Below are 22829 nucleotides of genomic sequence, written 5' to 3' on the forward strand. Positions count from 1 at the left end.
CCTCCGCGATCCCCGTACCGTGAGATCGTCCGCCGGAAGACCGGGGCCGCAACCGAATCGAGAGGGTCGAGCGATGCGAACAGAACGGCGAGCGTGGAGCGTGGTCCGGGCACTCCTGACCGTGGCGGTAGCTGCCTTCGGGGTCGCGTCGATGGTTCCGGCCGAGGTCGAGGCCCAGGAAGTTGGCCCGCCGAACGGCTCGCTCGTGATTGTGGGTGGCGCCATGCGAAGCCCGGAGATCGCGAACCGCTTCGTGCAACTGGCCGGCGGCACCGACGCGCGGATCGTCGTCATCCCGACAGCGGGCGGGGCCGATTCCTACGGGCCGTCGTTCGGGGGCGTGAGGCCGTTTCAGGCCGCGGGGGTCGAGCACCTCACGGTGCGCCACACGAACGACCGGGACGAGGCGAACAGCGAAGCCTTCACTGCCGCGATCCGGGAGGCGACCGGCGTCTGGTTCACGGGGGGCCGCCAGTGGCGCCTGGTCGATTCCTACGCGGGGACGCGGACCGAGGACGAGTTGTGGGCACTCCTCGAGCGCGGCGGAGTGATCGGTGGCTCGTCGGCCGGCGCGACGATCCAGGGGTCGTACCTGGCGCGCGGCGACACGGCGACGAACACGATCATGATGGGGAGTCACGAGGAAGGGTTCGGCTTCCTGCGCAACACAGCCGTCGACCAGCACCTCCTGTACAGGAACCGGCACTTCGACCTGCTGGAGATCATCGAAGCCCGACCCGAACTCCTCGGCATCGGGATCGATGAGAACACGGCCATCGTCGTGCAGGGCGACCGCTTCGAGGTCATCGGAGAGTCCTACGTCGTCATCTACGACAACCAGAGCACGCTCGACAGCGGCGGCCTGTTCTACTTCCTCGCGCCGGGTGACCAGTACGACCTGGCGGAGCGTCAGGCTTTCCGTCCCGCGCGCACCCTGGCGCCCCTCGGACGCGTCGAGCGACGCCCCTGGCCGACGCGCCGGCCGGAGCGTTGATCCGGGGAGTCCGGTGAGACGAGGGCTCGTCCTCGTCGCGCTCATCGCGGCCGGGGAGGGCGTCTTCCTGCTCCCCTTCGTCCTCGCGCGCGTCTTCCGCCCAACGCTGCTCGACGCGTTCGGGATCACCAACCTGCAGCTGGGTACCGCCTTCTCGCTGTACGGCGTCGTGGCGATGGTCGCGTACTTCGCGGGCGGCCCGCTCGCGGACCGGTTCTCGGCCCGGCGGCTCATGGCGCTCGCGCTGCTCACGACCGGACTCGGCGGGATCGTGCTCGCCGACTTTCCTCCGCCGCAGACGATGAACCTGCTGTGGGCCTTCTGGGGGATGACGACGGTCCTCCTCTTCTGGGCCGCGATGATCCGGGCCGCGCGGGAGTGGGGCGGACAGTCGGCGCAGGGCCGCGCCTACGGCTTCCTCGACGGGGGAAGGGGGCTGCTCGCGGCGCTCGTCGCGACGCTCTCCGTGGCGGTCTTCGCCTGGCTACTGCCGGGCGAGGCGTCCGCGGCCACGCCCGAGGAGCGGGCCGCGGCCTTCCGCGGAGTGATCCGGGTCTTCACGGGAATCACGCTCGGCAGCGCCGTTTTCGTGTGGCTCGTGGTGCCCGACAGCACCCCCGGGAGCGGTGTCGGCGACCAGCCGAAGCTGTCGCTCGAGGGGGTGCGGGCCGCCTGCCGCATGCCGGTCGTGTGGCTGCAGGCCGTCATCATCATCTGCGCCTACACGGGGTACAAGGCGACGGACGACTTCTCGCTCCTGTCGCGGGACACGCTCGGGTTCGACGACGTCCAGGCCTCCGGGATCGGCACGCTCGCGTTCTGGATTCGCGCCGCGGCGGCCATCGCCGCGGGCTTTCTCGGAGACCGGATCGACGCCTCCCGCGTCATCGTGTGGGGCTTCGTGATCCTCATCGGCGGCTGTCTGCTCATCGCGTCCGGCGTCCTCGTACCCGGACCGGCCTGGATGCTCATCGCCACCATCGTCACCGCCAGCGTCGGGATCTACGCGCTCCGCGGCGTCTATTTCGCCCTCCTGGCCGAGGGCCACGTGCCCCTCGCCTACACCGGGAGCGCGGCGGGCCTCGTCTCCGTCCTCGGCTTCACCCCCGACGTCTTCATGGGACCGCTGATGGGCGTCCTGCTCGACAACTCACCGGGCCTCCCCGGACACCAGCACGTGTTCGCCGCCGTCGCCGGCTTCGGCGCCATCGGCCTCCTCGCCGCGCTCGCCTTCCGCCGCGTCACCCGCGCCTCTACCTAACGGGACGACGAGACGCCCTGAAGGAGACCGCCTCGCGACCACGGTGCCTTGACAATAATATGACCAGTCATAAATACTGGTCACCATGCAAACGATCAACGCATCCGATTTCAAGGCCCGCTGCCTCGCGATCCTCGACCGTGTCAGCGAAACGGGGGAACGCCTCGTCATCCTCAAGCGCGGCAGGCCCGTGGCCGAGTTGTGGCCTCCGAGTCGAGCCCGGGCCGAACACCCGCAAATGGAATTGAAGGGAACCGTAACTGTCGTCGGCGACATCGTAGAGCCGGCCGTTCCGGAAGATCACTGGGAGAGCCTCGGTCATGACGGCGCTGCTTGATACGCACGTCCTGATCTGGTGGCTGAACGACAGTTCGAGACTATCCCGGCGGCAGCGGCGGGTCGTCAGGTCCGCGCACGCCGAGTCGCCGTTGCTGGTATCGGACATCTCACTGTGGGAAGTGGCGATGCTCCACGATCTTGGCCGAATCCAGCTCGCAATCCCGTTGCGCGAGTGGCTGGAGAAGGCGGTGGCCCCGCCCCTGGTCAGGCGACAGGGGATCTCTCCCGCCATTGCGGCGGAACTCTCGGCCCTTCCCGCTTCGTTCCACAGGGACCCCGCGGATCGGATCCTCGTTGCGACAGCACGAGTATTGGGCGCCACGCTGCTGACGCACGACCGCAGGATCGTCGACGCCGACCTGGTGGAGACCGTCTCATGATCAGGGCACGAGGGCTGTCTCCCGCTTCCTGAGGACGAACAGCCCCTCGCGCATGCTCGACACGATGATGTTTCCGGACGGGAAGAACGGGTAGTTGCTCCACGATCCCGCGAACCCCGGCGCGTCCGGACTCCCCGGCACCGTGTCGAAGAAGCCGGCGGGGACGGGGTTCTCCGGGTCGGAGATGTCGAAGATCCGGAGCCCGCTCACGTAGTTCGACTGGTACATGAGGTCGCCGCGGATATAGAGGTTGTGGTCCGACGCCGCGTTGTCCTGCACGAATTCACGCACAAGCACCGGATCGTCCAGATCCGCCACGTCCCACACGAGCGTCCGGGTCCCGGCCGTCCCGCCCGACAACTCGTCGAGTTCGTCGTTCAGGTAGAAGTAGCGCTGGTCCTCCGACAGCCACCCCTGATGGGAGTAGGCCACGTTCGGATAGGCGGCATTCGAGATCGGCGTCGGGTTGTCCTTGTCGGTCACATCTCCGATGCCGAGCTTGGTCGCGCTCGCGTTGAAGCACACCTCCTTGCCCGCGTGATCCTCGTCGGGACCCTCGTAGATGACGCACTGCGCGTCGTGGGTGTAGCCGCCCGACCCGGCGTTCCCCGTCTCCGGGTCCGCGAAACAGCCGGCGAAGGTCGGGTTCCGGGGATCGCGGACGTCCACCATGTGCAGCGCGCCGCCGCAGGTCTCGCCCCCGCCGCTACCGCCCACGACGTAGGCGAAGCCCGACGCCTCGTTGATGACGATGTTGTGGGCGGAAGCGAATTCGGTGTAGTGCGCGTCCTCGTCGAAATCCACCGGCGGATTCGTCACATCCCGCAGCCGCTTGAGGTCGAAGACCTGCATCCCGTGTTCGCCCGCATTGTCCGCTACGATGAAGGTGTGGTCGGCATAAACCTTCATGTCCCGCCACAGGTTGGGCATCGCGCCCTCGGTGAGGGGGAGGTTGCCGAGATAGACAGGGTTCCCGGCGTCCGTCACGTCGATGAAGGAGGTTCCGTCGAACCGTCCCAGGATCGCGTACTCGCGGCCCGTCTGCGGATCCAGCCAGCCCCAGATGTCGCTGACCATGATCCCGCGTCCGCCCCCGACGTCGCGCGCCGGGAGGAAGGAGACGAGGTCCACCTCCGAGCAGTCGAAGCCGGCGACCGTACCGTCGTCCGAGCAGCGCATCTCGTCGCCCCGGACGGCGGCCAGGCCGAACTCGGTCTCGTGGATGGGAGCGGCCTCGCTCCACGCGCCGTCCGCGTCGCGCTCGAACACGAAGCCGATGCCCTCGAAGAACTCCGATCCGGGCGCCCCGACCACCGCGAAGCCGTCGCCTCCGGCCACCGAGTTGCCCATGAAGCCCATGAGCCCCCGGGTCTCGCCCTGCAATACGGTCTCCTCGCTCCACTCGCCGTCGTCCCCCACGCGGAGGACGTGCGCGGCGCCCGAGAAGGCGTTCGTACCCGGCGCTCCGACGACGAGTCGTCCGCCCGCCCCGGCGAGGGCATAGCCGAAGAAGGCCGCAGGCGACGGTGACGCGGCCCCGATCATCCCGGTCTGGGCCCACGCCCCGCCGTCGTCCGCCGCGAAGCGGAAGACCGCGCCCTGCGCCTGGTTGGCGAGCGGAGAGCCGAGGTATGCCTCTCCGGCAACGAGCACCGCGGACAGGCCGGCCACCATGCCGCCGGCCGGGGTCAGACGAGCGACCTCATCCCATTCCGTGCCGCCGCGGCGGAACAGGTAGCCGGTTCCTGCCTGCGGCGGCGCGGGCGGCGTGTACTGGCTGAGCGCGAACGGCCCGGGCGCGCCCACGAGCGCCAGGTCGCCCTCCACGCTGACGGCGGCCCCGAAACGGGCGTCAGCCGGCGCGTCGGACCCGGTGAGTTCGACGGACGTCAGGCCCATATCGGACTGGACGTAGGCGAACACCGAACCGCTGGCGCCGCGCCCCGGCGCGCCGATGACGCCGAACTGCGCGCCGGCCCCCACGGCAACGGAGGAACCGAAGGCATCACCGGGCATCGCGTCCGGGGCCTCCAGCCGCTCCCAGAAGCTCCACATCTGGCCCTCGCGGACGAAGACGTACGCCGCCCCCCGGCTCTCGTTCTCCTTCGGAGCGCCCACCACGAGGACGTCGCCTTCGACGGCGAGCGCCTCCCCGAAACCGTCTCCGTACACTCCGCTCGGCGCCGGTATCGCGGCGGCCTCCACCCAGCCGTCCGCACCGCGCCGGAATATGTGCACGCTGCCGGGTTCGGATCCCGGCATTGGGAACGCCGCGAACTCGCCCGGCCGCGAGACGAAGATCTCGTCGCCGGAAACGGCCGCCGCCGCTCCGAAGCCAATGATCGGGGCCTCGGCGGCGCGGTTCAGGTTGCCGGCATGCGTCTGTGCCGCCGCCGGCGCCGCCACCGCAGAAACGAAGGAAACGAAGGAAACGAGGGACACGAGGAGAGCGAGGTCACGTGGTCGCATGGTAACTGACTCCAGGGGTCTCAAAGGGTCGAACGGCGGAACGTATCCCCGTCGCCCGGGCTAGCGGAAGCGGATGCCGATGCCGAACTGGGCCTGCCATTGGGAGGCGCCGATCTGCGGCAGGTAGGGCACCGAAGCGCGCACGCCACCCGTGTCGCTCGTCTGAAGCGGCCCGGCATAGCGGGCGCGGAGCGGGTCGTCCGGCTCCGGCACCATGTTCTGAAGGTCGAAGTCGTCTTCGATCCGGTCTTCGACGGTCAGCAACTGCACGACGGGGTTCACGGTCTGGACATGCCCCCAATCGCGGTTCACCAGGTTGAGGACGTTGAGCACATCGAGCGTCACCGTGACTTCGGCGCCGCCAAGCACGACGGGCTGGCTGAAGCGGAAGTCCAGTTGGTGCGACCACGGCGTCCGGCACGCGTTCCGGTGCAGAATCCGCCGACGGTTCGCCTGTAGGCAGGGTTCCTGTGCGACGAGCTGCTCGAAGAGGATGCCGCTGACCGGCGTTCGCCCTCCTCCGGGAAAGTCGAACGCCCCGTCGGTCACGAAGATGAGGTCGTTCGCGAGGTCGAGCGCCCGGCCGTACCCGGGATAGGCGTCCCCGTTGATGTCGTCCGCATACACGTAGGAGTAGGGTCGCCCCGACTGTCCCACGTAGAGCACCGACAGGCGGCCGCCGCCCACCAACTCCGGCAGGACGGCCGTCGCGCTCGCCACCAGGCGGTGCGGTCGGTCGAAGAGAGAGGCCTGCCGCTTGGGGTCGTTCGGGTCGCCCTCGACCGCGGTGTAGCCGAAGTTCGCGATCGCATCGAGCGAGGACAGGCTGCGCACGTCGGCGGAACGGTTGAACGCGTAGCCCAGGTCGACGGCAAGGCGGTCGCCGAACTGCTTCCGGAGCCGCGCGCTCAGGGCGTACGAGAAGTTCAGGGGCCGGTCGCCGATCTTGATGACCTGTCCGAAGCGCGGATCGACGCGGCGGGGGAGAAAGATCGGCTCCCGCTCGCCCGGCGGCTCGCCCGGCGGCGGGTCGACGAACTCGCTCCCGGCGCCGGGGTTGGCGAAGGTCTCGCGCGTCCCGTAGCCGAAGCCGTAGGTGAACCCGTTCGCCTCCGTGCGGTCGTCCGCGGGGAAGGCGGGGCCGATGTTCAGGTCCTGAAACGCGATCTGGTTTACGGCGCGGGTGTAGATGCCCTCGAGCGAGAGGACAAATCCCCCCGGCAGGCGCTGGTCGACGGCGAGCGAGGCCTTGAAATCGCGCGGGAAGCGGAAGTCAGGGCCGAACAAAGTGACGATGGGGACCGCGGATTCGCCGCCCGTGCCGTCCACGCAGAGGGCAGGGGGTGGCGCGAGAGGATCGAACGCGGGGACGATCTCAGGGTCTGGAACCCCGAGATTCCGCCGTCGGCAGGTCAGGAAAACGGACGAGAGGCCCGTGTTCTGATAGGCGCTCGCGAGCCACGCGAAGGGGGGACGGCCCGTGAACAGCCCCATCCCGCCGCGTATCTGCGTCGTGCGGTCGCCGCCGAGACCGAGGTTGAAGCCCGCCCGCGGGGAGAAGAGGACGGTCCCGCCCGGAAGGTCGCTCGTGCTGAAGCCGAAGGAACGCTCCACGTCCGCGTTGTGCGCCGGCGCGTCGGGCATCAGCGGCACGTCCATGCGCAGGCCGACCCGGACGTTCAGCCGCTCGCCGATCCGGGCCTCCTCCTGCACGAAGGCCGACAGTTGGTGCACGTCGAAATCCGACGTGCCGGCATCCTCCGACAGCGGCACATGGACGACGTATTCCGCCGGGGTGTTCGCCTCCAGATCCGCCACCGAGCGGAAGTGGTAGCTGCCGAGGCTGCCCGGCAGATACTCGCGCCGGATGGAAAAGCGCTCGAACCCGGCCCCCAGCGTGAGATGATGGTCTCCGAGCGAAAGCGTCAGCGCGTTCGTGATCTGCAGGATGTTCTGGTCGAGTTCGCCGTCCGGCCCGGAGTAGTTGGACCCGAGGCGCAACTCGCGCCGGAACCCCGCCCCCGGTACCCCCGCCTGGAGGTCGACCTCGACGCGGGGATAGAGAGAGTTCGCGGTTTCGCGGTCGCGCAGGAACTGCGCGTTCACCATGAGGTCGTTCGAGAGCCGTGGACTGAGCGTTGCGAGCCACTGCGCCCCGAACGACTGGTTCCTCGATTCGATCTCCCGTCCCGTGGACGACATCTCGTAGGCGTCGCCGGGGAGTCGGTTCGTGGCCGGATCGTCCGCGGCGTAGGCGAGGTTGTAGCGGAACATGAGGGAGTGGTCCGCGTTGGGTCGGGCGTCGACGCGCGCGAACAGGTTGGCCAGGCTGTTCTCCAGCGTGTAGAGGCCGGCCTCGCCCGCGTCCGCGCCGTAACGCTGGAGGATTCTCGACACGCGGCTGACCGAGTCGGGATCCAGCTTCGTGCGCACGATCTCGTCGATGCCGACCGTGAAGCCATCGGGTGGCCGCGTCCGGCTCTCGAGTTCGCCCGCCACGAAGAAGTGCAGGCGGTCGCGCAGGATCGGCCCTCCGAGATCAAAGCCGGCGAAGGCGTTCTCCAGATCGCCCGGCGCGCGCGGAATCCCGCCGATGACCGCGTCGCCGACGAGCGCGTCGTTGCGGAAAAAGCCGAACGCGGAGCCCCGGAAGTCGTTGCCCCCCGTACGCGTGACCGCGTTGAGAACGCCGCCGGTGAAGCCGGATTGGCGCACGTCGTAGGGCGCGGTGAGAACCTGCAGCTCCTCGATCGCCGCGAGGGGGATGACGCGCCCCCGCGCCTGTCCGCCGGCCACTCCTGTGGGTGAGAGGCCGAAGACGTCCTGGTTGAGGGCGCCGTCCACCTGGATGTTGTTGAAGCGGATGTTCGACCCCGCCACGGAGGTCCCCATCTCGTCCACTGCCACGAGCGGAGAGAGTCGGGCGAATCCCGTGAAGTCCCTCGAAATCGTGGGGAGCGCTTCGAGCGTCTCTCGGTCGACGACGGTCGTCGAGCCCATGCGGGTGGGGTCAAACTCGGGATCCGTCTCGACGCGAACGGAGAGTTCGGGCAGGGGCACCGCCGTCTCGGAGAGTTGAACCTCGAGTCGCAGACGCTGTCCGGCGATGAGTGTCAGACCCTCCCGCGTCACCTGGTTGAGACCGATGCGCGTGACCTCGAGTGTGTACGGCCCGCCGGGCCTCAGGTTGGCGAGGCTGAAACGGCCCAGGTCGTCGCTCAGGACCGTGTGGGTGGCACCGGTCTGGGAATGGCGGAACTCGATCCGGGCTCCGGCCACAGGGGCTCCGTCGGCGTCGATCACGCGCCCCGCCACGCCGGCCGTCGTGACCCCCTGAGCGGAGACGACGGACGGGTGGGCCGCGAGGCCCGCGAGAAGGCCGATCAACGCAACGCCGAGAAGGCGACTCAAGGTGACTCTCCTTTCCGAAGACCTGAAGAAATAACGCGCGACGGGCGGATGTTGTATCGGTGGGCTACCGGTGCCGACCGACCGCCGCGTATTGTCGAAGCCGTGAGCACCAAGAGCCGCACGCTGAGGTTTCGCGCGATCATGGGCCCCGGAGGCCTCGAGCGCGACCGGTCGATCGAGATTGCTCCGGACGGGACGATCCTGGCGATTCGGGCGGTTCGGGCCGCCGGCGCCGCCTACGACGGGGGACTCGCGGTCCCCGGCATGCCGAACGCGCACTCGCACATCTTCCAGTGCGCACTGGCCGGCTTCGGTGAAGCGGCGCGAGGGGACGACTCCTTCTGGAGTTGGCGTCGAGCCATGTACCGGCTGGCCGGCTCGATCACCCCGGAGCAACTGTTCGACGTCGCCCGGCACGGGTACGCCCGCATGCTGCGCGCAGGCTTCACTCACGTCGTGGAGTTCCACTACCTGCATCACGACCCGGACGGAGCGCGTGGGCCCCGAACGACGCGGGCCGTGCTCGCGGCGGCCGAAGAGGTCGGCCTTCCCATGAGCCTGCTGCCCGTCTACTACCGGACCGCCGGCTTCGACGGGGCCGCGCCTCACGCGGGACAGCAACGCTTCGCGCACGGCTCGGTGGACGAATTCATGGCCGCCGTCGAGGCGCTGGGCCCGGCGGTGGCCGGCGTGGCGCCGCACTCTCTCCGGGCCGTGCCCGCGGACGACCTCGTGGAACTCGTGGCGGGAGTCGACGCCACGCTGGGCCCCGCGGCGCCGCTGCACATCCACATCAGCGAACAGGAACTCGAGGTCGAGGAATGCCTCGCGGCGCGCGGCCGCACGCCGGTCGACCTCCTCGCGGACACGGTCGAACTGGGCCCCCGCTGGAGTCTCGTGCATGCGACGCACGCCACGGAGGCGGAGCGCACGCGGCTCCGGAGCGCGGGGGCGAGGGTCGTCCTGTGTCCGATCACGGAAGCCCACCTCGGGGACGGGATCTTCCCCGCCCGCGAGCACTTTCTCGCCGGTGGCGCGGCCGCGGCGGGCTCCGACGCAAACGTCCGCATCTCCGCCATCGAGGAGGCGAGGCAACTCGAATACGGGCAGCGCCTGCGGGATCGGCGCCGAGCTCGTCTGGCTACCGAAGCGGGCGCGGGGCCGGTCGTCTGGTCGTGGCTGGCGGAGGGCGGCGGCGAAGCGGCGGTAACCCGGCCCGGTCCCACGGACGGCACCGGCGCGCGGCTGCGGCTGGGGCGAATCGAACCGGGCTACCGGGCCGACTTCGTCGTCCTGGGCCGGGAAGGCCCGAACACCTTGGGACACGATTGGGAGACCCTCATGGACGCCTGGCTCGTGGGGGGCGACCGGCGCGACATTGAGGCGGTGTACGTCGGCGGGGAACGACGCGTCGAGCGCGGATCGATGGCGGGCGAGGCCGAGATCCGATCCGCTTTCGGGAAGGCGATGGGGGAGATCCGGCGGGCGATCTGACCCCGGCTTTGCGCCCCGGGCCGCCCGCGTGGCGTCAGGCGGCCGCCCGCTCCAAGTCCATCGACCACTTGCCGCGCGTCGCGAGACCGTTCATGCGCGCGCGGTGCGCAAACGCCGCCTGCGCCGCCGGCCCGTTGTCCGAAGCCCCGCCCCAGGCCTGCAGCGGCGCGGCCTGCAGCGCCCGGCCGTACGAGAAGCTGAGGTTCCACGGCGTATCGAACCCTGCGTTCATGGCGTTCAGGTGGGCCGTAGCCTCGATGTCCGACTGCCCTCCCGACAGGAAGACGATGCTCGGTACCGCCGCAGGCACCGCCCGCTTCAGACAGCGCACGGTCTTCTCGGCGACCTCATCGACCCCCGCCTGATCCGCGCACAGCTTGCCCGAGAGGACCATGTTGGGCTTGAGGACCGAGCCCTCCAGCAGCACCCGCTGGTGGAAGAGAGCCATGTAGACCTGCTTGAGCGTGGCCTCCGTGACCTCGAAGCAGCGGTCGATATCGTGGTCGCCGTCCATCAGCACTTCCGGCTCGACGATGGGCACGAGCCCCTGCTCCTGGCTGAGCGCCGCCATCCGGGCGAGCGCGTGGGCGTTTGCCCCGATACCGTAGGCGCTCGGGATGGAGCGGTCTCCGCCCCGTCCGATGTCGATGACGGCGCGCCACTTCGTGAAGCGGGCTCCGAGTTCGTAATACTCCGCAAGCCGCTCGCGCAGCCCATCGAGTCCTTCCGTCACCTTCTCGCCCGGCGCCCCCGCGAGGGCATGCGCCCCCTTGTCGATCTTGATCCCGGGAATCGAGCCGGCATCGGAGATGAGTTGCACGAGCGGCGTGCCGTCGGCCGCCGATTGCCGAAGGGTTTCGTCGAAGAGGATGACGCCTGAAATGCACTCGCGCAGCGCATCGCTCGTCCGGAAGAGCAGCTCCCGGTAGTCGCGCCGGTTCTCCTCCGTCGATTCGACGCCGATGCCGTCGAACCTCTTCCGGATCGTTCCCGAGCTCTCGTCGGCGGCAAGGATCCCCTTGCCCTTGGCCCCCATGTCTTCCGCCACCTGGACGAGCTGCTGACTCATAACGGTTCCTCCGCCCTCATTCCGGGCCGGATTTCAGGATTGGACGCAGGGTTGCGGATCAGGTCGGATTCGCGGGATCGTCCTCGAGCGTCCAGATCACCGGCGTGACCGGCGTGGCCGCCTGGTTGAAGAGCAGCTTCTCGAGCGCCGGCCCCGGCTCCGTCGTTTCGAGGTGCACGGCCCGAAAGTCGTAGCAGCCGGCCTCGACCGTGAAGTCCCGCTGGCCGCCGGGCTGGATCGTTCCCTCGACGGGATGGTCCGTGCCGAAGAGATCGGCGCCCCAGTCGGACGTTCCGCACGGTCGCGCGTAGAAGAAGATCACGGGGCCGAGCAGCCGGTTGACGACCCGCACCGTAGACGGGCTGTCGAACATGGGCTCCGGAACTATGGGGTCGTCGTCACCGCAGGCCGCGAGCGAAAGCCCGATCGCCATGACGGCGACAATTGCGTACCGCTTCTGTTTCACGCACCACATCTTGCATTCCTCCATGGCCGCTGGGCCGGGTCGCGCGGCGACTGCCGGGTCCGCGCGCGATCCGCACCTGCCTTCGGCCGGGTAATAAAACTCTGGGAAAGATACATCGGAGCGGGGTGCAGTCCACCCGACACGTGGCGTCTCATTCGCGCTGCCCCGATCTTACATGAGAGAACGTGCGAACCCCACCGAGAGCGACACGGCCCGGCGACGTGAACAACGTGAGCGACAAGCCTTCCGTCTGGTTCCACACCTTCGGGTGCAAGGCGAACCAGTACGATACCGAACGGATCCGCCAGGAGCTGGAGCTCCGCGGCGCGGAGACGGCGCTCCACGCGGATCTGGCGGACGTCGCCGTGATCAACACGTGCACCGTGACGAACCAGGCGGACGCGAACGCCAGGCGCCTCGTGCGCCGGCTGCGCCGCCAGCGTCCGGATCTTCGCATCGTCGTCGCCGGCTGTTCAACCTCCTTCCGTGAAGCCGAGTATCGCGCGCTGGAAGAGGTGGATGGCGTCGTGCCCGGACACGACCCGTCCGCGGTCGCGCGACTCGTACCGCAATTGGGAGACTCCGCCGCGGCCGATCCGGTCACCGCAGGCGGCTCGGACGCTTCACCGGCCCCGCTGCAGCGGAATGCGCGCGGCACCCGGGCCTGGCTCAAGATCCAGGACGGGTGCGATCGGAAGTGCTCGTTCTGCGCGACGCGGATCGCGCGCGGCGCCTCGGTCTCGCGCCCGGTAGACGAAGTCTTGGCCGAGGCCGCGACCCTCGCGCGCGCGCACCCGGAACTCGTGATCACCGGGATTCACATCGGCCACTACGGAAAGGACCTCGGTACCGACTCCGCGCGCACTCGCGCCAGTCTCGCGACGCTGTGCGAACGGCTGCTCCAGGAAGTCCCAGCCCGCTTCCGCCTCTCCTCCATCGAGGCGACGGAAATCGACGACCGGCTCGTGGATCTGCTCGCGGCGTCGGATGGACGTCTGGCGCCCCACCTGCATGTGCCGCTGCAGAGCGGGTCCGACCGGGTGCTTCGCCTCATGCGCCGCTGGCATACGCGCGAAGCGTATCGCGCCCGCGTGCTCGCGATCGCCGACCGTCTGCGCGCGGCCGATTCCGGCGCGTTCGGTCTCGGCGCGGATATCATCGTCGGGTTCCCCGGCGAGGGAGAAGAGGAATTCGAGGAGACGCGAGCGCTCGTGGAAGAGTTGCCCTACACCTACCTGCACGTGTTCCCCTATTCGGTGCGGGACGGAACCGTGGCGGCGAGTCTCCCGGACCGGGTACCGGGCAACGTAGCGGCAGCCCGCTCCCGAACGTTGCGGGACATCGGCCTCCGAAAGGGCGAGGCCTATTCCGAAACGCGCGTGGGTACCATGGCCGACATCGTCGTGGAGGGCCGGGACGACCGCGTCGCCGGCGTGACGGGCGATTACCTGCGGGTCGAACTTCTCGGCGACGCGACCCCCGGCGATCGCTTTTCCGCGCGCCTGCGGGGGCGCGCCGGGCGGCTGACGGCCGAAGTGCCCGTCAACGCGCGGGCGGCCGCCGCCGTCTGAGACCGGCGCCTCAGCTTTCCCCGCGTCCGCCGGGGATGGTGCGCGGACTCACGAGCGACTCCCCGCCGTCGACGACGATCACCGCGCCTGTGATCCAGTCTCCACCGGGTGAGCACAGGAAGGCGATCGTCTGCCCGATGTCGTGGGGGTGCCCCAGCCGTCCGGCGGGGATGAAGCGCTCGGCGAACCCGGCGCCGGAGCGCGCGCCGAACATGTCGACTTCGTCGCTCGGGGGGGCCTCGAACGCCTTCTTCACGCCCTCCGTGGGGATCGGCCCCGGCGCGACGGAGTTCACGTTGATCCCGTCCCGCGCCCACTCGATGGCGAGCGTGCGGGTGAGCGCGTCCACCCCCGCCTTGGCCGCCGTGGCGTGGGCCATGAGCGGCCAGCCCCGGTGGTACAGCGTCATCGAGATCGACACGATGCGCCCGTACCCCTGCTCGGCCATGACGGGGTAGACCGCGCGACAGGCGTGGAACGTGCCGAACAGGTCGATCTCCACCACGGCGCGCCAACCGTTCGGCGACAGTTCCGCCGTCGGGGCGTAGAAATTGCCCGCCGCGTTGTTCACGAGGATGTCGATGGACCCGAGCGCGTCCCGCGTCTCGCGCACCGCGCGTTCGAGTGCCGCCGGTTCACGCACGTCCCCGACGGTCGGGAGGGTGCGCGCGCCGTGGGTCGCGGCGAGGCGCTCCGCCGCCTGTACGACTCGCTCCTCGTTGCGGCTGAATACGCCCACGGAGGCGCCGGCCGCCGCGAGGCACTCCGCGATTCCGTACCCGATGCCGCTGCCGCCGCCGGTGATCAACGCCGTGCGGCCCGCGAGGACATCGGGTGCGAAGAGCGCGCCGGTTCCCGGGTTCCCGTCCATGGCCTCGCTCCTAGCGAAACATGCTGCGGGCGACGAACCACACGTTCGCCGGCCGTTCGGCGAGGCGGCGCATGTACCAGGGGAACCACGCCCCCCCGTAGCTGATCAGCACCCGCAGCGGGGTCCCGTGGCTCACGAGCCTCCTTTGCTCGCGCCGCCCGATCCCGTACAGCATCTCGATCTCGAACCGGCCGCCGTCGAGGCCCGCGGTCCGTGCGTATTCGGAGAGCGGCCCGATCATCGCCGGATCGTGCGTCCCGAGGCCGAGGAATCCATCCCCTCCCTCTCCCATGTGGTCGATGAGGCGGCGCGCGAGGGCGAGGTAGCTCTCGTCCACGTCACGCTTGTCGGGAAAGGCGATCTCGGCCGGTTCCGCGTACGCCCCCTTCACCAGCCGGATGCGGGGGCCGAATTCCATGAGCGATTCGAGGTCGTCCGCAGTCTGTCTCAGGTAGGACTGGATACAGAGCCCGACGTTCACGTGCCGGCGCCGGACCGCCCGGTAGAGCGAGAGGGTCGCCTCCTTGTAGGACGACCCCTCCATGTCGATCCAGAGCGTGCCCGATGTCTCGGCGCGTGAAGCCAACTCCGCGACGTTCTCGCACACGAGGTCGAAATCCTGATCGAGTCCCAGGTGAGTGGGCTTGATCGAGACTTCCAGATCGAGCCCCATCTCCTCCGCCAGATCCATCGCGCGTACATACTCGGCGACGGATTCGCGGGTCTCCTCCGCGGTGTCGACGTTCTCGCCCAGCGTGGTGACGAGAGTGGGAATGCCTTCGGCGCGCAGCCGGTCAGCTTCGCCGAGCGCGTCCTCCAGCGTCTCGCCCGGCATGAACTTGCGGACGGCGCGCCGCACGAAGGGGCGTTCGGGGAGGCGCTGCGAGAGCCACGGGTTCGTGGAAGCCCACAGCAGCGCCTTCCGTATCGTCTCCATGCGCGGGCCGGTACTCCGGTTAGTTCCTGAGTCCGGACTCGCCCGACTCGGAGACGTCGAACCCGATCCACATCCCGGTGACCGCGTGGGCCGGAACGGGACACACGAGCGCGTACTCGCCTGCCGCGGACGCCGTAAAGGTGATGCTCTCGGTGCCGCCGCCGGGGGCCGTGGCCTCCGTCATCGAGGTCGCGTTCGAGGTGATCGCGCCATCGAACACGGGCGTGGCGTCGTCGAAGATCGCCGGGTAGCTCGCCGCCCGCTCGAGGACACCGACGCTGTGATAGTTGACCGGGTCCCGGTTCTCGAAGTTGAGCGTGACGGCGTATCCGGCAGGCACGACGACCGTAGCCTCGCCGTTTGCGAAGCCGTTGAAGTTCCAGCGGTTGTTCGCGTCCGTCGAGCCCGCGACGAGATCGATCGTCACGGTGCGTGCGCCGTCGTCCACCGAGATCCAGTCCGCTGCCACCGGTCCCGAAGCCGTGGCGGCCGCCTCTGTGGCGGGAGCCGGGGCGGGGGCCGGCGCCGGCGACGGCTGGTCACTCTCGCCGCCGCCGCATCCGAAGAGGATGAATGTGCCCAGGGTCAGTAGTGTCGATCGCTTCAGCATTCTATTTCACTCCACAGTTCTTCTGATGAGATTCGTAAGATATGCGTCGGAGGCGCGTCCCCCGGCCCGTCGCGTTCCTGGTGCGTTCGTGCCGAGCGGAGCGCCCGGAATATACAGGATCTCGATCCCCCGGCTACGGGCGCGCGCGCCGGTGGAAGCGCCCGGAAACTGGCGCGAGTTCCTCATGCGCCCCATACTAGGCCATTCAGGCGATTCCGGGGGATCCCCGTTCGAGGTCGCCACGACCTTTGCGCCGGCCCGACGTTCCGCAGGCGCGAGATCCGTTCTCCGACCGACAACCCCCCGTTTCCCGGCGCGGTCGATTCGGCCCCGGGGAGTCTCGAAGTCGCGAATCCGGTCCGGCTTCGTGGAATACAACAAAGAGTTGGTGCATTGACGAACAACACATCACAGCCCCGTGGCGGCTCCCCGCGCGGGGGCGGAGGACAGCCCGGCGGCAAGGGACCGCCCAAGGGCCGCGCCAAGGGGTCGGGTGGCCGCGGCGGAAAGGGCCGGAATCGGCGGCGCCGCTCGCGCGGACGCCGAAACCGGGGAGGGCAGGGATCCCGGCAGCAGGGGTCCCGGCAGCAGCGGCCCGCCCAGCAGGATGCGGTCGCCGAGGTTCCCGAAGGTCCGAAGGACGGCTACCTGGGACTCATCGAGCGGCTCGGCAACGGCACAGGGTTCATCCGCCGCCAGCACGCCGGGTACACCCCGAGCGACGAGGACATCTACGTGAGCCCAAAGATCGTTTCCCGCTACGATCTGCGAACGGGAGACGAGATCTGCGGCCAGGCCGGCCGCCCTCCTCGCCCCGGCAAGAGCCCCCCGCTCCGGTATCTTCACACCGTCAACGGCCACCCTCCGGACGAACTCGGGCGACGCCGACAGTTCGACCGCCTGAGCGCGATGCATCCTGATCGACGTCTACGGCTGGAGTGCGGGCTCGAGCGCCGCGGACAACCCGACTACACCAATCGGATCATCGATCTCATCTGTCCGATGGGGATGGGTCAGCGGTCTCTCATCGTCGCGCCCGCCAAGGCCGGGAAGACGATGGTTCTGCAGGCGATCGCCGAGGGCATCTCGAAGAACCACCCCGATTCCAGGATCCTCATCCTCCTCGTCGACGAGCGTCCGGAGGAAGTGACGGAGATGGAGGCGACGGGACTCGGCGAGGTCACCGCATCAAGCTTCGACCACCGGGCCGAACGCCACGTGCAGGTCGCCGAGATCACGCTCGAGCGCGCGCGGCGTCTCGCCGAGATGGGGCAGGACGTCGTCCTTATCCTCGATTCCATCACGCGGCTGGCGCGTGCGTACAACACGACGGAGGAGGGAAGCGGCCGCACGCTCACGGGCGGCATTGACGCGAACTCCCTCGAGAAGCCGAAACGCTTCTTCGGCAGCGCGCGCTGCGTGCCGGAGAGCAAGGGCGGCGGATCGCTCACGATCATCGCGACGGCGCTCGTCGACACCGGCTCCCGCATGGACCAGGTGATCTTCGAGGAGTTCAAGGGGACGGGGAACAGCGAACTCGTGCTCGACCGGGACATTTCGGACCGCCGGATCTTCCCGGCGATCGATCTCAACTCCAGCGCGACGCGACGCGAGGAACGCCTGGTGAGCGACGACGAACTCCTCGTCGCGCAGGCGATGCGGCGCGAACTCAGCACGTATCCGCCCGTAGAGGCCATGCAGGAAGTCCTCGGCCTCATGCGGCAGACCGACTCGAACGAAGAACTCGTCTCGAAGCTGCGCCAGCGGATCTAGCCGGCGTTCGCCTCCGCCTCAGCCTCCGCGCGCTCGCGGGCGCGCTTCTTCTCTCTCCGGGCGAAGTTCAGCACCTCGTACGCCACCGCGAGGATGAGGCCGAGCTCGCGCCGGTCGAGGTTCGCGCGCTGAAAGATGTTTCGAAAACTCCGCATCTTCGGCGCCGGGTCGATGCCGTGGAAGAGACCCACCTCCCCCATCGCCCGCTCCCAGATATCGAAGAATTCTTCCAGTTCGCCGTGCAGGGCCGGCGGGGTCCGGCGGCGTCGCTTGCCCTCCAGCTCGAGCGCCTCCCAGTCTGCCGGGCCCAGCGCCGCCTTCCGCAGTTCGTACAGAATGATGACGGCCGCGTGGGCGAGGTTCATCGACGTGTGGTCGGGGTTCGTGGGGATGCACACGAGTCCGTGGCAGAGGTCGAGCGCCTCGTTGGAGAGACCCCGGTCCTCGCGACCGAAGACGACGGCGAGCCTCCCCCCACGCCCACCCGAGGGGCGGGTGAATTCCGTCGCGGCGCCCTCGGGACTCCACCACTCGTGGCGGGTGGAACGGCGGCGGGCGGTCGCGCCGAGCACATAGCTCACATCGGCGAGGGCGGAAGGGAGGTCGTCGAAGATGCGGATGCGCTTCACGACATCCTCCGTGTCGTGCGCGATCCCGGTGATGCGCCAGGCATCGAACTCCGCGGGGTTTACGAGCCGAAGACGCGAGAGACCCATGTTCTTCATCGCGCGAATCACGAGCGCGATGTTGACGACATCCTGTGGCTCGTGGAGGACGATGCACGTCCGGTCGAGCCGTGCGGGGCCCTCGCTCACTTCCGTGTCAGACCCTCTGGGCGCGAGCCCTTCCATTTGCGTCCTCGGCGCGGACGTAGCGCGGGATAGCCCGTCTCGCCGCAGGCCGGACAGGTCTCGGTGTAGGCACCGATCGCGTCGCCGCAGACCGCGCAGTGCACGCCTGTCTCGTCCGGTGCGAACGAAAGCGGCTCACCGCACTTCTGGCAGGTCTGATCGGACCGCCCCACGGAATCGCCGCACTCCGGGCAGTCCATCCGGGTGTCGTTGCGCTGGTCGCCGATCGAATCCTCCTCGTCGCGCGTCCTTTCCGGAGCACCGCGAGCCGGGTGACGGTAGTTTCAGCGGGACCCGGCCATGCCGCGGGACACAAAGCTACGGTGGAGAGCGGTTTTGGGGCAGGACCAGATCGAAAGGGTCGGCGACGCAATCGGCGGTGCGTCCGAGGCGGAAGGCCGGACGCACCTCGGGCCCGCGGTCTGGATCTGCGGCGGGCTGATGATCGCGATCGGCATCACGACGTCGATCCTCCTCCTGCGCGACTTCCAATCCGACAGTTATCTGTACCTCGCCTTCTACTCCATCCCGGCGAACACGGCGATCTCCGTCTTCCCCCACGAGCCGGTCCTCATCTACTTCGGGAAGGTCGCGGACCTGTGGCTCGCCGCGGCGTGGGCCACGCTCGGTACCGCCATTGCGGGGGTCATGGACCACCTCGTCTTCGTCCCCCTCCTGAATCTGCAGAACATCCGGGCATACAAGCGCAGGAGGTTCTACCGGAAGGCGATCGCCTGGTTCATGAGGTGGCCCTTCGCGACCATCGTGGCGACCGGCTTCGCGCCCATCCCCTTCTTCCCCTTCAAGTTCCTCGCGTTCTCGATCCAGTACCCCATGTGGAAGTGGGTTGCGGCGCTGGTGGTCGCCCGTTTTCCCCGCTATTACCTTCTCGCTCTCCTCGGGGCGACGATTCCGATCCCGAACTGGGTGCTGATCGCATGCGTCGCCGTGGTCTTCGCGCTGTACCTCGTGAAGGCCATCCCCGCGGGGTACCAGCGTTGGAGGGGTTGATCGGATGCCGAACATCTCCGGAGCCATGGCCGCACGCATGCTCGCACGGGGCATCCGGAACCGGATTCAGAACAAGCCGCTCTCCGTCTCGTTCGAGATCACCCACGCCTGCACGGCGAACTGCTGGCACTGCAACTGGGGCGGACCGATCAAGGAGGAGCGTCTCGGGGCGGCGGAGTACGCGGCGATCTGCCGGGAGCTTCGGCCCGTCGTGTCGCACGCTTCCGGAGGGGAACCGCTCGCGCGCGGAGACGTGTACGACATCGTCGACGCGATGACGAACAAGGGCGGGCTGCCCTGGATGATCGTGGTCACGAACGCGTCGAACCTCACGCCGGAACGTTTCTTCCGTCTCAAGGACAGCGGGATGCACCAGTTGTCCACCTCGCTCGACTTCCCCGACGAAAGACACGACGAGTTCCGCCGCATTCCCGGACTGTTCGACCGCATGGCCCGCGTGGTTCCCGAGATCCGCCGCCAGAGCACGGACACGGACGACATCCTGCTCAACGTGTGCATCACCGCGTGGAACTACCGGGACATCGGAGACATGGTGCGCGTGGCGAAGGATTGGGGCGTGCCGATCAACTTCTCCGTCTATACGCACCTGCGGGTGCAGGACCGGGACGGACTCATCGAGGGGGACGGGCTGGACGGACTGGCGGACAGCCTGCAGGAGGTCATCGACCTCCGGAACGCCGGGTATCCGGTCTACACGACGCCTCGGGTGCTGTGGAAATTCCACCGGTTTCTGACGGAGGGAGGGATCCCCGGATGCCAGGCGGGACGCCGCTTCCTCGTCATCAACCCGGACGGACGGCTCACGCCGTGCGCGATGGTGATGGCGTACTTCGACCGGCAGGAGGACATGCTGGAGAAGTTCACGAAACAGAACACGTGCCAGCAGTGCTACATTTCCACGCGGGCGAACACCGAGAAGAGCGTCCGCGAGTTCGTGCAGGACAACACCGACGCCTTCTTCAGGATGCTCGCGCCCTGGCGCAACTGAGCGCTGCGCCGCAACCGCGTGCCGTGGCGGTCGCGGCTTTGACATGCGACGGGGTCGCGGGGTAACATCGCTGGCCCCGTGAGGGGACCGTCAGGGGCGGTAGCTCAGCTGGCCAGAGCGCTGCGTTCACATCGCAGAAGTCGGGGGTTCAAGTCCCTCCCGCCCCACTACAGCACATGGCAGCGCGCGGGCGTAGCTCAGTTGGTAGAGCGTCAGCTTCCCAAGCTGAAGGTCGCCGGTTCGAGACCGGTCGCCCGCTTTTTTCGCCTGACGCGGGCTGCTAGCGCCAAGCGCCGTCTACCTCGGCTCGGCCGCCGGAGAAGCTTCCCGTGATCACCGCCGGCATTCCCTCCGGACGGACCTCGAACGTCCCGCTGACCTCGCCCTCGGCCACGGTCCCCTCGAAGACGAAGCTCCCCACCTGCCCCTGATCCTCGATGCGCACGGTGAAGCCGAATGTGTCCCCGTCAACCGAGATGTCGGACATTTCCCTGGTGTAGCTCGTTCCCTCCGCCTCGCCCGTCCAGCTTCCCGTGAAGGTTCCATCTTCCGCCGCCTCGATCGTCCAGGTCATGGCGATGGTGGGGCCCGGCATGCCGGTGGCCTCCGCGGTGGCCTCCCACGTCCCGACGAGCCAGGAATCCTGAGCGTGCAGAGGGCCGTGCGAGACGACCATCGCCGCAACCGCGACGAAGCCCGCCAATCCGACCCGGATACGTCCTATCCTCGCCATCACGTCTCTCCCTTCGCACCGCTGCCCGCAGAGGTGCCGCCGATTCTGAGGCCTCTTCGCCCATTCGAAGCTCGAACGTGCCGGTCGCCGCAGCGTCGGACAACCTATCCTCCATCTGTAGTTTCTACGGGAGGCGCTCTCACGCGTCCGGTCCAGGAGGTAAGCGATGAGAGATTCATGGGTCGTCGTACTCTCGGTGGCGTTCGCCGCGTGCGGCACCGGCACGGAGGTTGCCGCGGGTCCGCAGGTGGTGACCGAAACAATCGGCGACACGGTCGTCGTTCGCACACTGTCGGGGAGCGCGTGGGGCGGGGACGCGACGCTCGTTCCGGAGCTGTCGATCGGCGAGGTGGAAGGCCGCGACGAATACCTCTTCGGCCGCATCGGGTCCATCGCGGTGGATGACGACCGCAACGTCTACGTGTTCGACCAGCAGGCCCGGGAAGTCCGCGTATTCGACCCGGCGGGCGGCTACATGCGGACTCTGGGAGGACCCGGGCAGGGCCCCGGCGAGTTACAGCAGCCCGAGGCGATGGCCCTGCTTCCCGACCGGCGGGTCGTCGTGCGCGATCCGGGCAATGCGCGCCTGCAGGTTTATGGTCCCGATGAGGAGTCCCTTGAGGAGTGGCCCTATGTCCCGGCCTTCTATTCGAACCGTCCGCTGTGGACGGATGACCGGGGGAGGACGTACGTGGCCGCCCGCGACCTGTCCGATGCGACCGGTTTCCGTCGCGGCCTGCTGGCCGTCTTCGACCCCGATGGAACGCCCCGCGACACGGTGGCGCCGCCGCACGGCGACTTCGAGGCCGAAACCGTCACGGGAGAAAGGGACGGCGCCATGGCGACGTACGGAGTCCCATTCGCGCCGCGGGCGATCTGGGTGGTCCACCCCGGCGGACACTTCGCCAGCGGAATCTCGTCAGACTATGCCATCGACCTGGGGCTTCCGGATGGAGCCCTCCGCATCGAGCGAACGCACGAGCCCGCTCGTGTCTTCCCGCGCGAGGCGGATCAGGCCCGCGCCCAGACCGAGCGCGGCATTGGCATGACCGTCCCGGGCTGGACGTGGGATGGGCCGTCCATCCCGGACACGAAACCGCCTTTCACGGGGCTTTACCCCGGACGGGACGGCCGCATATGGGTGCGGGTCGCCACCGAGGCGCAGGAAGTGGAGAACGAGGATCACGACCCGGACAGCCCCCTCTCCACGCCCTTCGTGTGGCGGTCTCCGCTCCGGTTCGATGTGTTCGAAGTCGACGGGACCTACCTCGGAGCCGTGAATCCGCCCGAAGACTTCACCTCCAACCCGTTCCCGGTGTTCGACGGCGATGACGTGTGGGCCGTGAGCCGCGACGACCTCGGCATCCAGCGCGTCGTCCGCTACCGAATCACCCTCGCCCCCGGCCCCTGAAGCGCCCCGTCACCTTGATCGGCCTGGGTCCCTGGGACAGTTTCCGCCCCACACCCGGAGGGGTGGCAGAGCGGCTGAATGCACCGGTCTTGAAAACCGGCGGGCGTAAGCCCACGTGGGTTCGAATCCCACCCCCTCCGTTTGCTTGTATCATGTAAACGCATTACAT

Annotated in this window: 19 protein-coding genes and 3 tRNA genes; 13 read left to right on the forward strand and 9 right to left on the reverse strand. The window is 68.5% G+C overall.

Annotation, left to right across the window (positions count from 1 at the left end; all coding sequences use genetic code 11):
• Positions 1-73 precede the first annotated feature (73 nt).
• The 4 genes from RN901_RS11610 to RN901_RS11625 all read left to right on the forward strand — a co-directional run bounded on the left by RN901_RS11610 (position 74) and on the right by RN901_RS11625 (position 2974).
• Positions 74-994, forward strand: a complete 921-nt coding sequence (locus RN901_RS11610) for a cyanophycinase (RefSeq protein WP_310758450.1) — start codon at positions 74-76, stop codon at positions 992-994.
• A 13-nt stretch (positions 995-1007) separates the two neighbouring features.
• On the forward strand, positions 1008-2255 hold the full coding sequence (locus tag RN901_RS11615) for an MFS transporter (protein WP_310758451.1): 1248 nt from the start codon (positions 1008-1010) through the stop codon (positions 2253-2255).
• Positions 2256-2340: 85 nt separating this feature from the next.
• A complete protein-coding gene (locus RN901_RS11620) occupies positions 2341-2592 on the forward strand; it encodes a type II toxin-antitoxin system Phd/YefM family antitoxin (RefSeq protein ID WP_310758452.1) in 252 nt (83 codons plus the stop codon).
• On the forward strand, positions 2576-2974 hold the full coding sequence (locus tag RN901_RS11625) for a type II toxin-antitoxin system VapC family toxin (protein WP_310758453.1): 399 nt from the start codon (positions 2576-2578) through the stop codon (positions 2972-2974). Before RN901_RS11620 ends, RN901_RS11625 begins: the two co-directional genes overlap by 17 nt.
• Here the strand turns inward: RN901_RS11625 and RN901_RS11630 are convergent, their stop codons facing one another.
• Both RN901_RS11630 and RN901_RS11635 read right to left on the reverse strand, forming a co-directional pair.
• Positions 2975-5443: a choice-of-anchor B family protein gene (locus RN901_RS11630; protein WP_310758454.1), complete on the reverse strand. Its 2469-nt coding sequence runs from the start codon at positions 5441-5443 to the stop codon at positions 2975-2977.
• 60 nt (positions 5444-5503) lie between these two features.
• On the reverse strand, positions 5504-8854 hold the full coding sequence (locus RN901_RS11635; protein ID WP_310758455.1) for a carboxypeptidase regulatory-like domain-containing protein: 3351 nt from the start codon (positions 8852-8854) through the stop codon (positions 5504-5506).
• Between the two features lie 102 nt (positions 8855-8956).
• Between RN901_RS11635 and hutF the strand changes: the two genes are divergently transcribed.
• A complete protein-coding gene (gene hutF, locus RN901_RS11640) occupies positions 8957-10348 on the forward strand; it encodes a formimidoylglutamate deiminase (RefSeq protein WP_310758456.1) in 1392 nt (463 codons plus the stop codon).
• 34 nt (positions 10349-10382) lie between these two features.
• On the opposite strand, the gene RN901_RS11645 is transcribed toward hutF, so the two are convergent.
• Both RN901_RS11645 and RN901_RS11650 read right to left on the reverse strand, forming a co-directional pair.
• Positions 10383-11417, reverse strand: a complete 1035-nt coding sequence (locus tag RN901_RS11645; protein ID WP_310758457.1) for a class I fructose-bisphosphate aldolase — start codon at positions 11415-11417, stop codon at positions 10383-10385.
• A gap of 58 nt (positions 11418-11475) precedes the next feature.
• Positions 11476-11892 (reverse strand): hypothetical protein, encoded by a 417-nt coding sequence (locus RN901_RS11650; protein ID WP_310758458.1) that lies wholly within the window; start codon positions 11890-11892, stop codon positions 11476-11478.
• Between the two features lie 221 nt (positions 11893-12113).
• On the opposite strand from RN901_RS11650, the gene RN901_RS11655 reads away from it, so the two are divergent.
• Positions 12114-13454 (forward strand): MiaB/RimO family radical SAM methylthiotransferase, encoded by a 1341-nt coding sequence (locus tag RN901_RS11655; RefSeq protein ID WP_310758459.1) that lies wholly within the window; start codon positions 12114-12116, stop codon positions 13452-13454.
• A gap of 10 nt (positions 13455-13464) precedes the next feature.
• On the opposite strand, the gene RN901_RS11660 is transcribed toward RN901_RS11655, so the two are convergent.
• From RN901_RS11660 to RN901_RS11670, 3 genes are read right to left on the reverse strand one after another with little or no spacing between them, the layout of a single operon-like run.
• Positions 13465-14325, reverse strand: a complete 861-nt coding sequence (locus RN901_RS11660; RefSeq protein WP_310758460.1) for an SDR family oxidoreductase — start codon at positions 14323-14325, stop codon at positions 13465-13467.
• A 10-nt stretch (positions 14326-14335) separates the two neighbouring features.
• Complete coding sequence (locus RN901_RS11665) at positions 14336-15262, reverse strand: proline dehydrogenase family protein (RefSeq protein WP_310758461.1); 927 nt, start codon at positions 15260-15262, stop codon at positions 14336-14338.
• Between the two features lie 19 nt (positions 15263-15281).
• Positions 15282-15872 (reverse strand): sulfocyanin-like copper-binding protein, encoded by a 591-nt coding sequence (locus RN901_RS11670; protein WP_310758462.1) that lies wholly within the window; start codon positions 15870-15872, stop codon positions 15282-15284.
• Positions 15873-16265: 393 nt separating this feature from the next.
• Here RN901_RS11670 and rho point away from each other — a divergent pair, with 393 nt between their 5' ends.
• Positions 16266-17645: a transcription termination factor Rho gene (gene rho / locus RN901_RS11675; RefSeq protein ID WP_310758463.1), complete on the forward strand. Its 1380-nt coding sequence runs from the start codon at positions 16266-16268 to the stop codon at positions 17643-17645.
• Here rho and RN901_RS11680 read toward each other — a convergent pair.
• Entirely contained in the window at positions 17642-18460 is an 819-nt protein-coding gene (locus tag RN901_RS11680) for a TrmJ/YjtD family RNA methyltransferase (protein ID WP_310758464.1), read from the reverse strand. The two genes, rho and RN901_RS11680, sit on opposite strands and share 4 nt — an antisense overlap.
• Positions 18461-18832: 372 nt before the next feature.
• Here RN901_RS11680 and RN901_RS11685 point away from each other — a divergent pair, with 372 nt between their 5' ends.
• The 4 genes from RN901_RS11685 (at position 18833) to RN901_RS11700 (ending at position 20775) form a co-directional block, all read left to right on the forward strand.
• Positions 18833-19507 (forward strand): hypothetical protein, encoded by a 675-nt coding sequence (locus RN901_RS11685; protein ID WP_310758465.1) that lies wholly within the window; start codon positions 18833-18835, stop codon positions 19505-19507.
• 4 nt (positions 19508-19511) lie between these two features.
• A complete protein-coding gene (locus tag RN901_RS11690) occupies positions 19512-20516 on the forward strand; it encodes a radical SAM protein (RefSeq protein WP_310758466.1) in 1005 nt (334 codons plus the stop codon).
• Between the two features lie 93 nt (positions 20517-20609).
• Positions 20610-20683: transfer RNA gene (locus tag RN901_RS11695), tRNA-Val, on the forward strand.
• 19 nt (positions 20684-20702) lie between these two features.
• Positions 20703-20775, forward strand: a tRNA-Gly gene (locus RN901_RS11700).
• A 21-nt stretch (positions 20776-20796) separates the two neighbouring features.
• On the opposite strand, the gene RN901_RS11705 is transcribed toward RN901_RS11700, so the two are convergent.
• Entirely contained in the window at positions 20797-21249 is a 453-nt protein-coding gene (locus RN901_RS11705) for a hypothetical protein (RefSeq protein WP_310758467.1), read from the reverse strand.
• Positions 21250-21415: 166 nt separating this feature from the next.
• Between RN901_RS11705 and RN901_RS11710 the strand changes: the two genes are divergently transcribed.
• On the forward strand, positions 21416-22660 hold the full coding sequence (locus RN901_RS11710) for a 6-bladed beta-propeller (protein ID WP_310758468.1): 1245 nt from the start codon (positions 21416-21418) through the stop codon (positions 22658-22660).
• Positions 22661-22716: 56 nt separating this feature from the next.
• Positions 22717-22800 (forward strand) — tRNA-Ser (locus RN901_RS11715).
• Positions 22801-22829 lie beyond the last annotated feature (29 nt).

Source organism: Candidatus Palauibacter soopunensis, from assembly GCF_947581735.1.
GTDB classification, from domain to species: Bacteria; Gemmatimonadota; Gemmatimonadetes; order Palauibacterales; family Palauibacteraceae; genus Palauibacter; species Palauibacter soopunensis.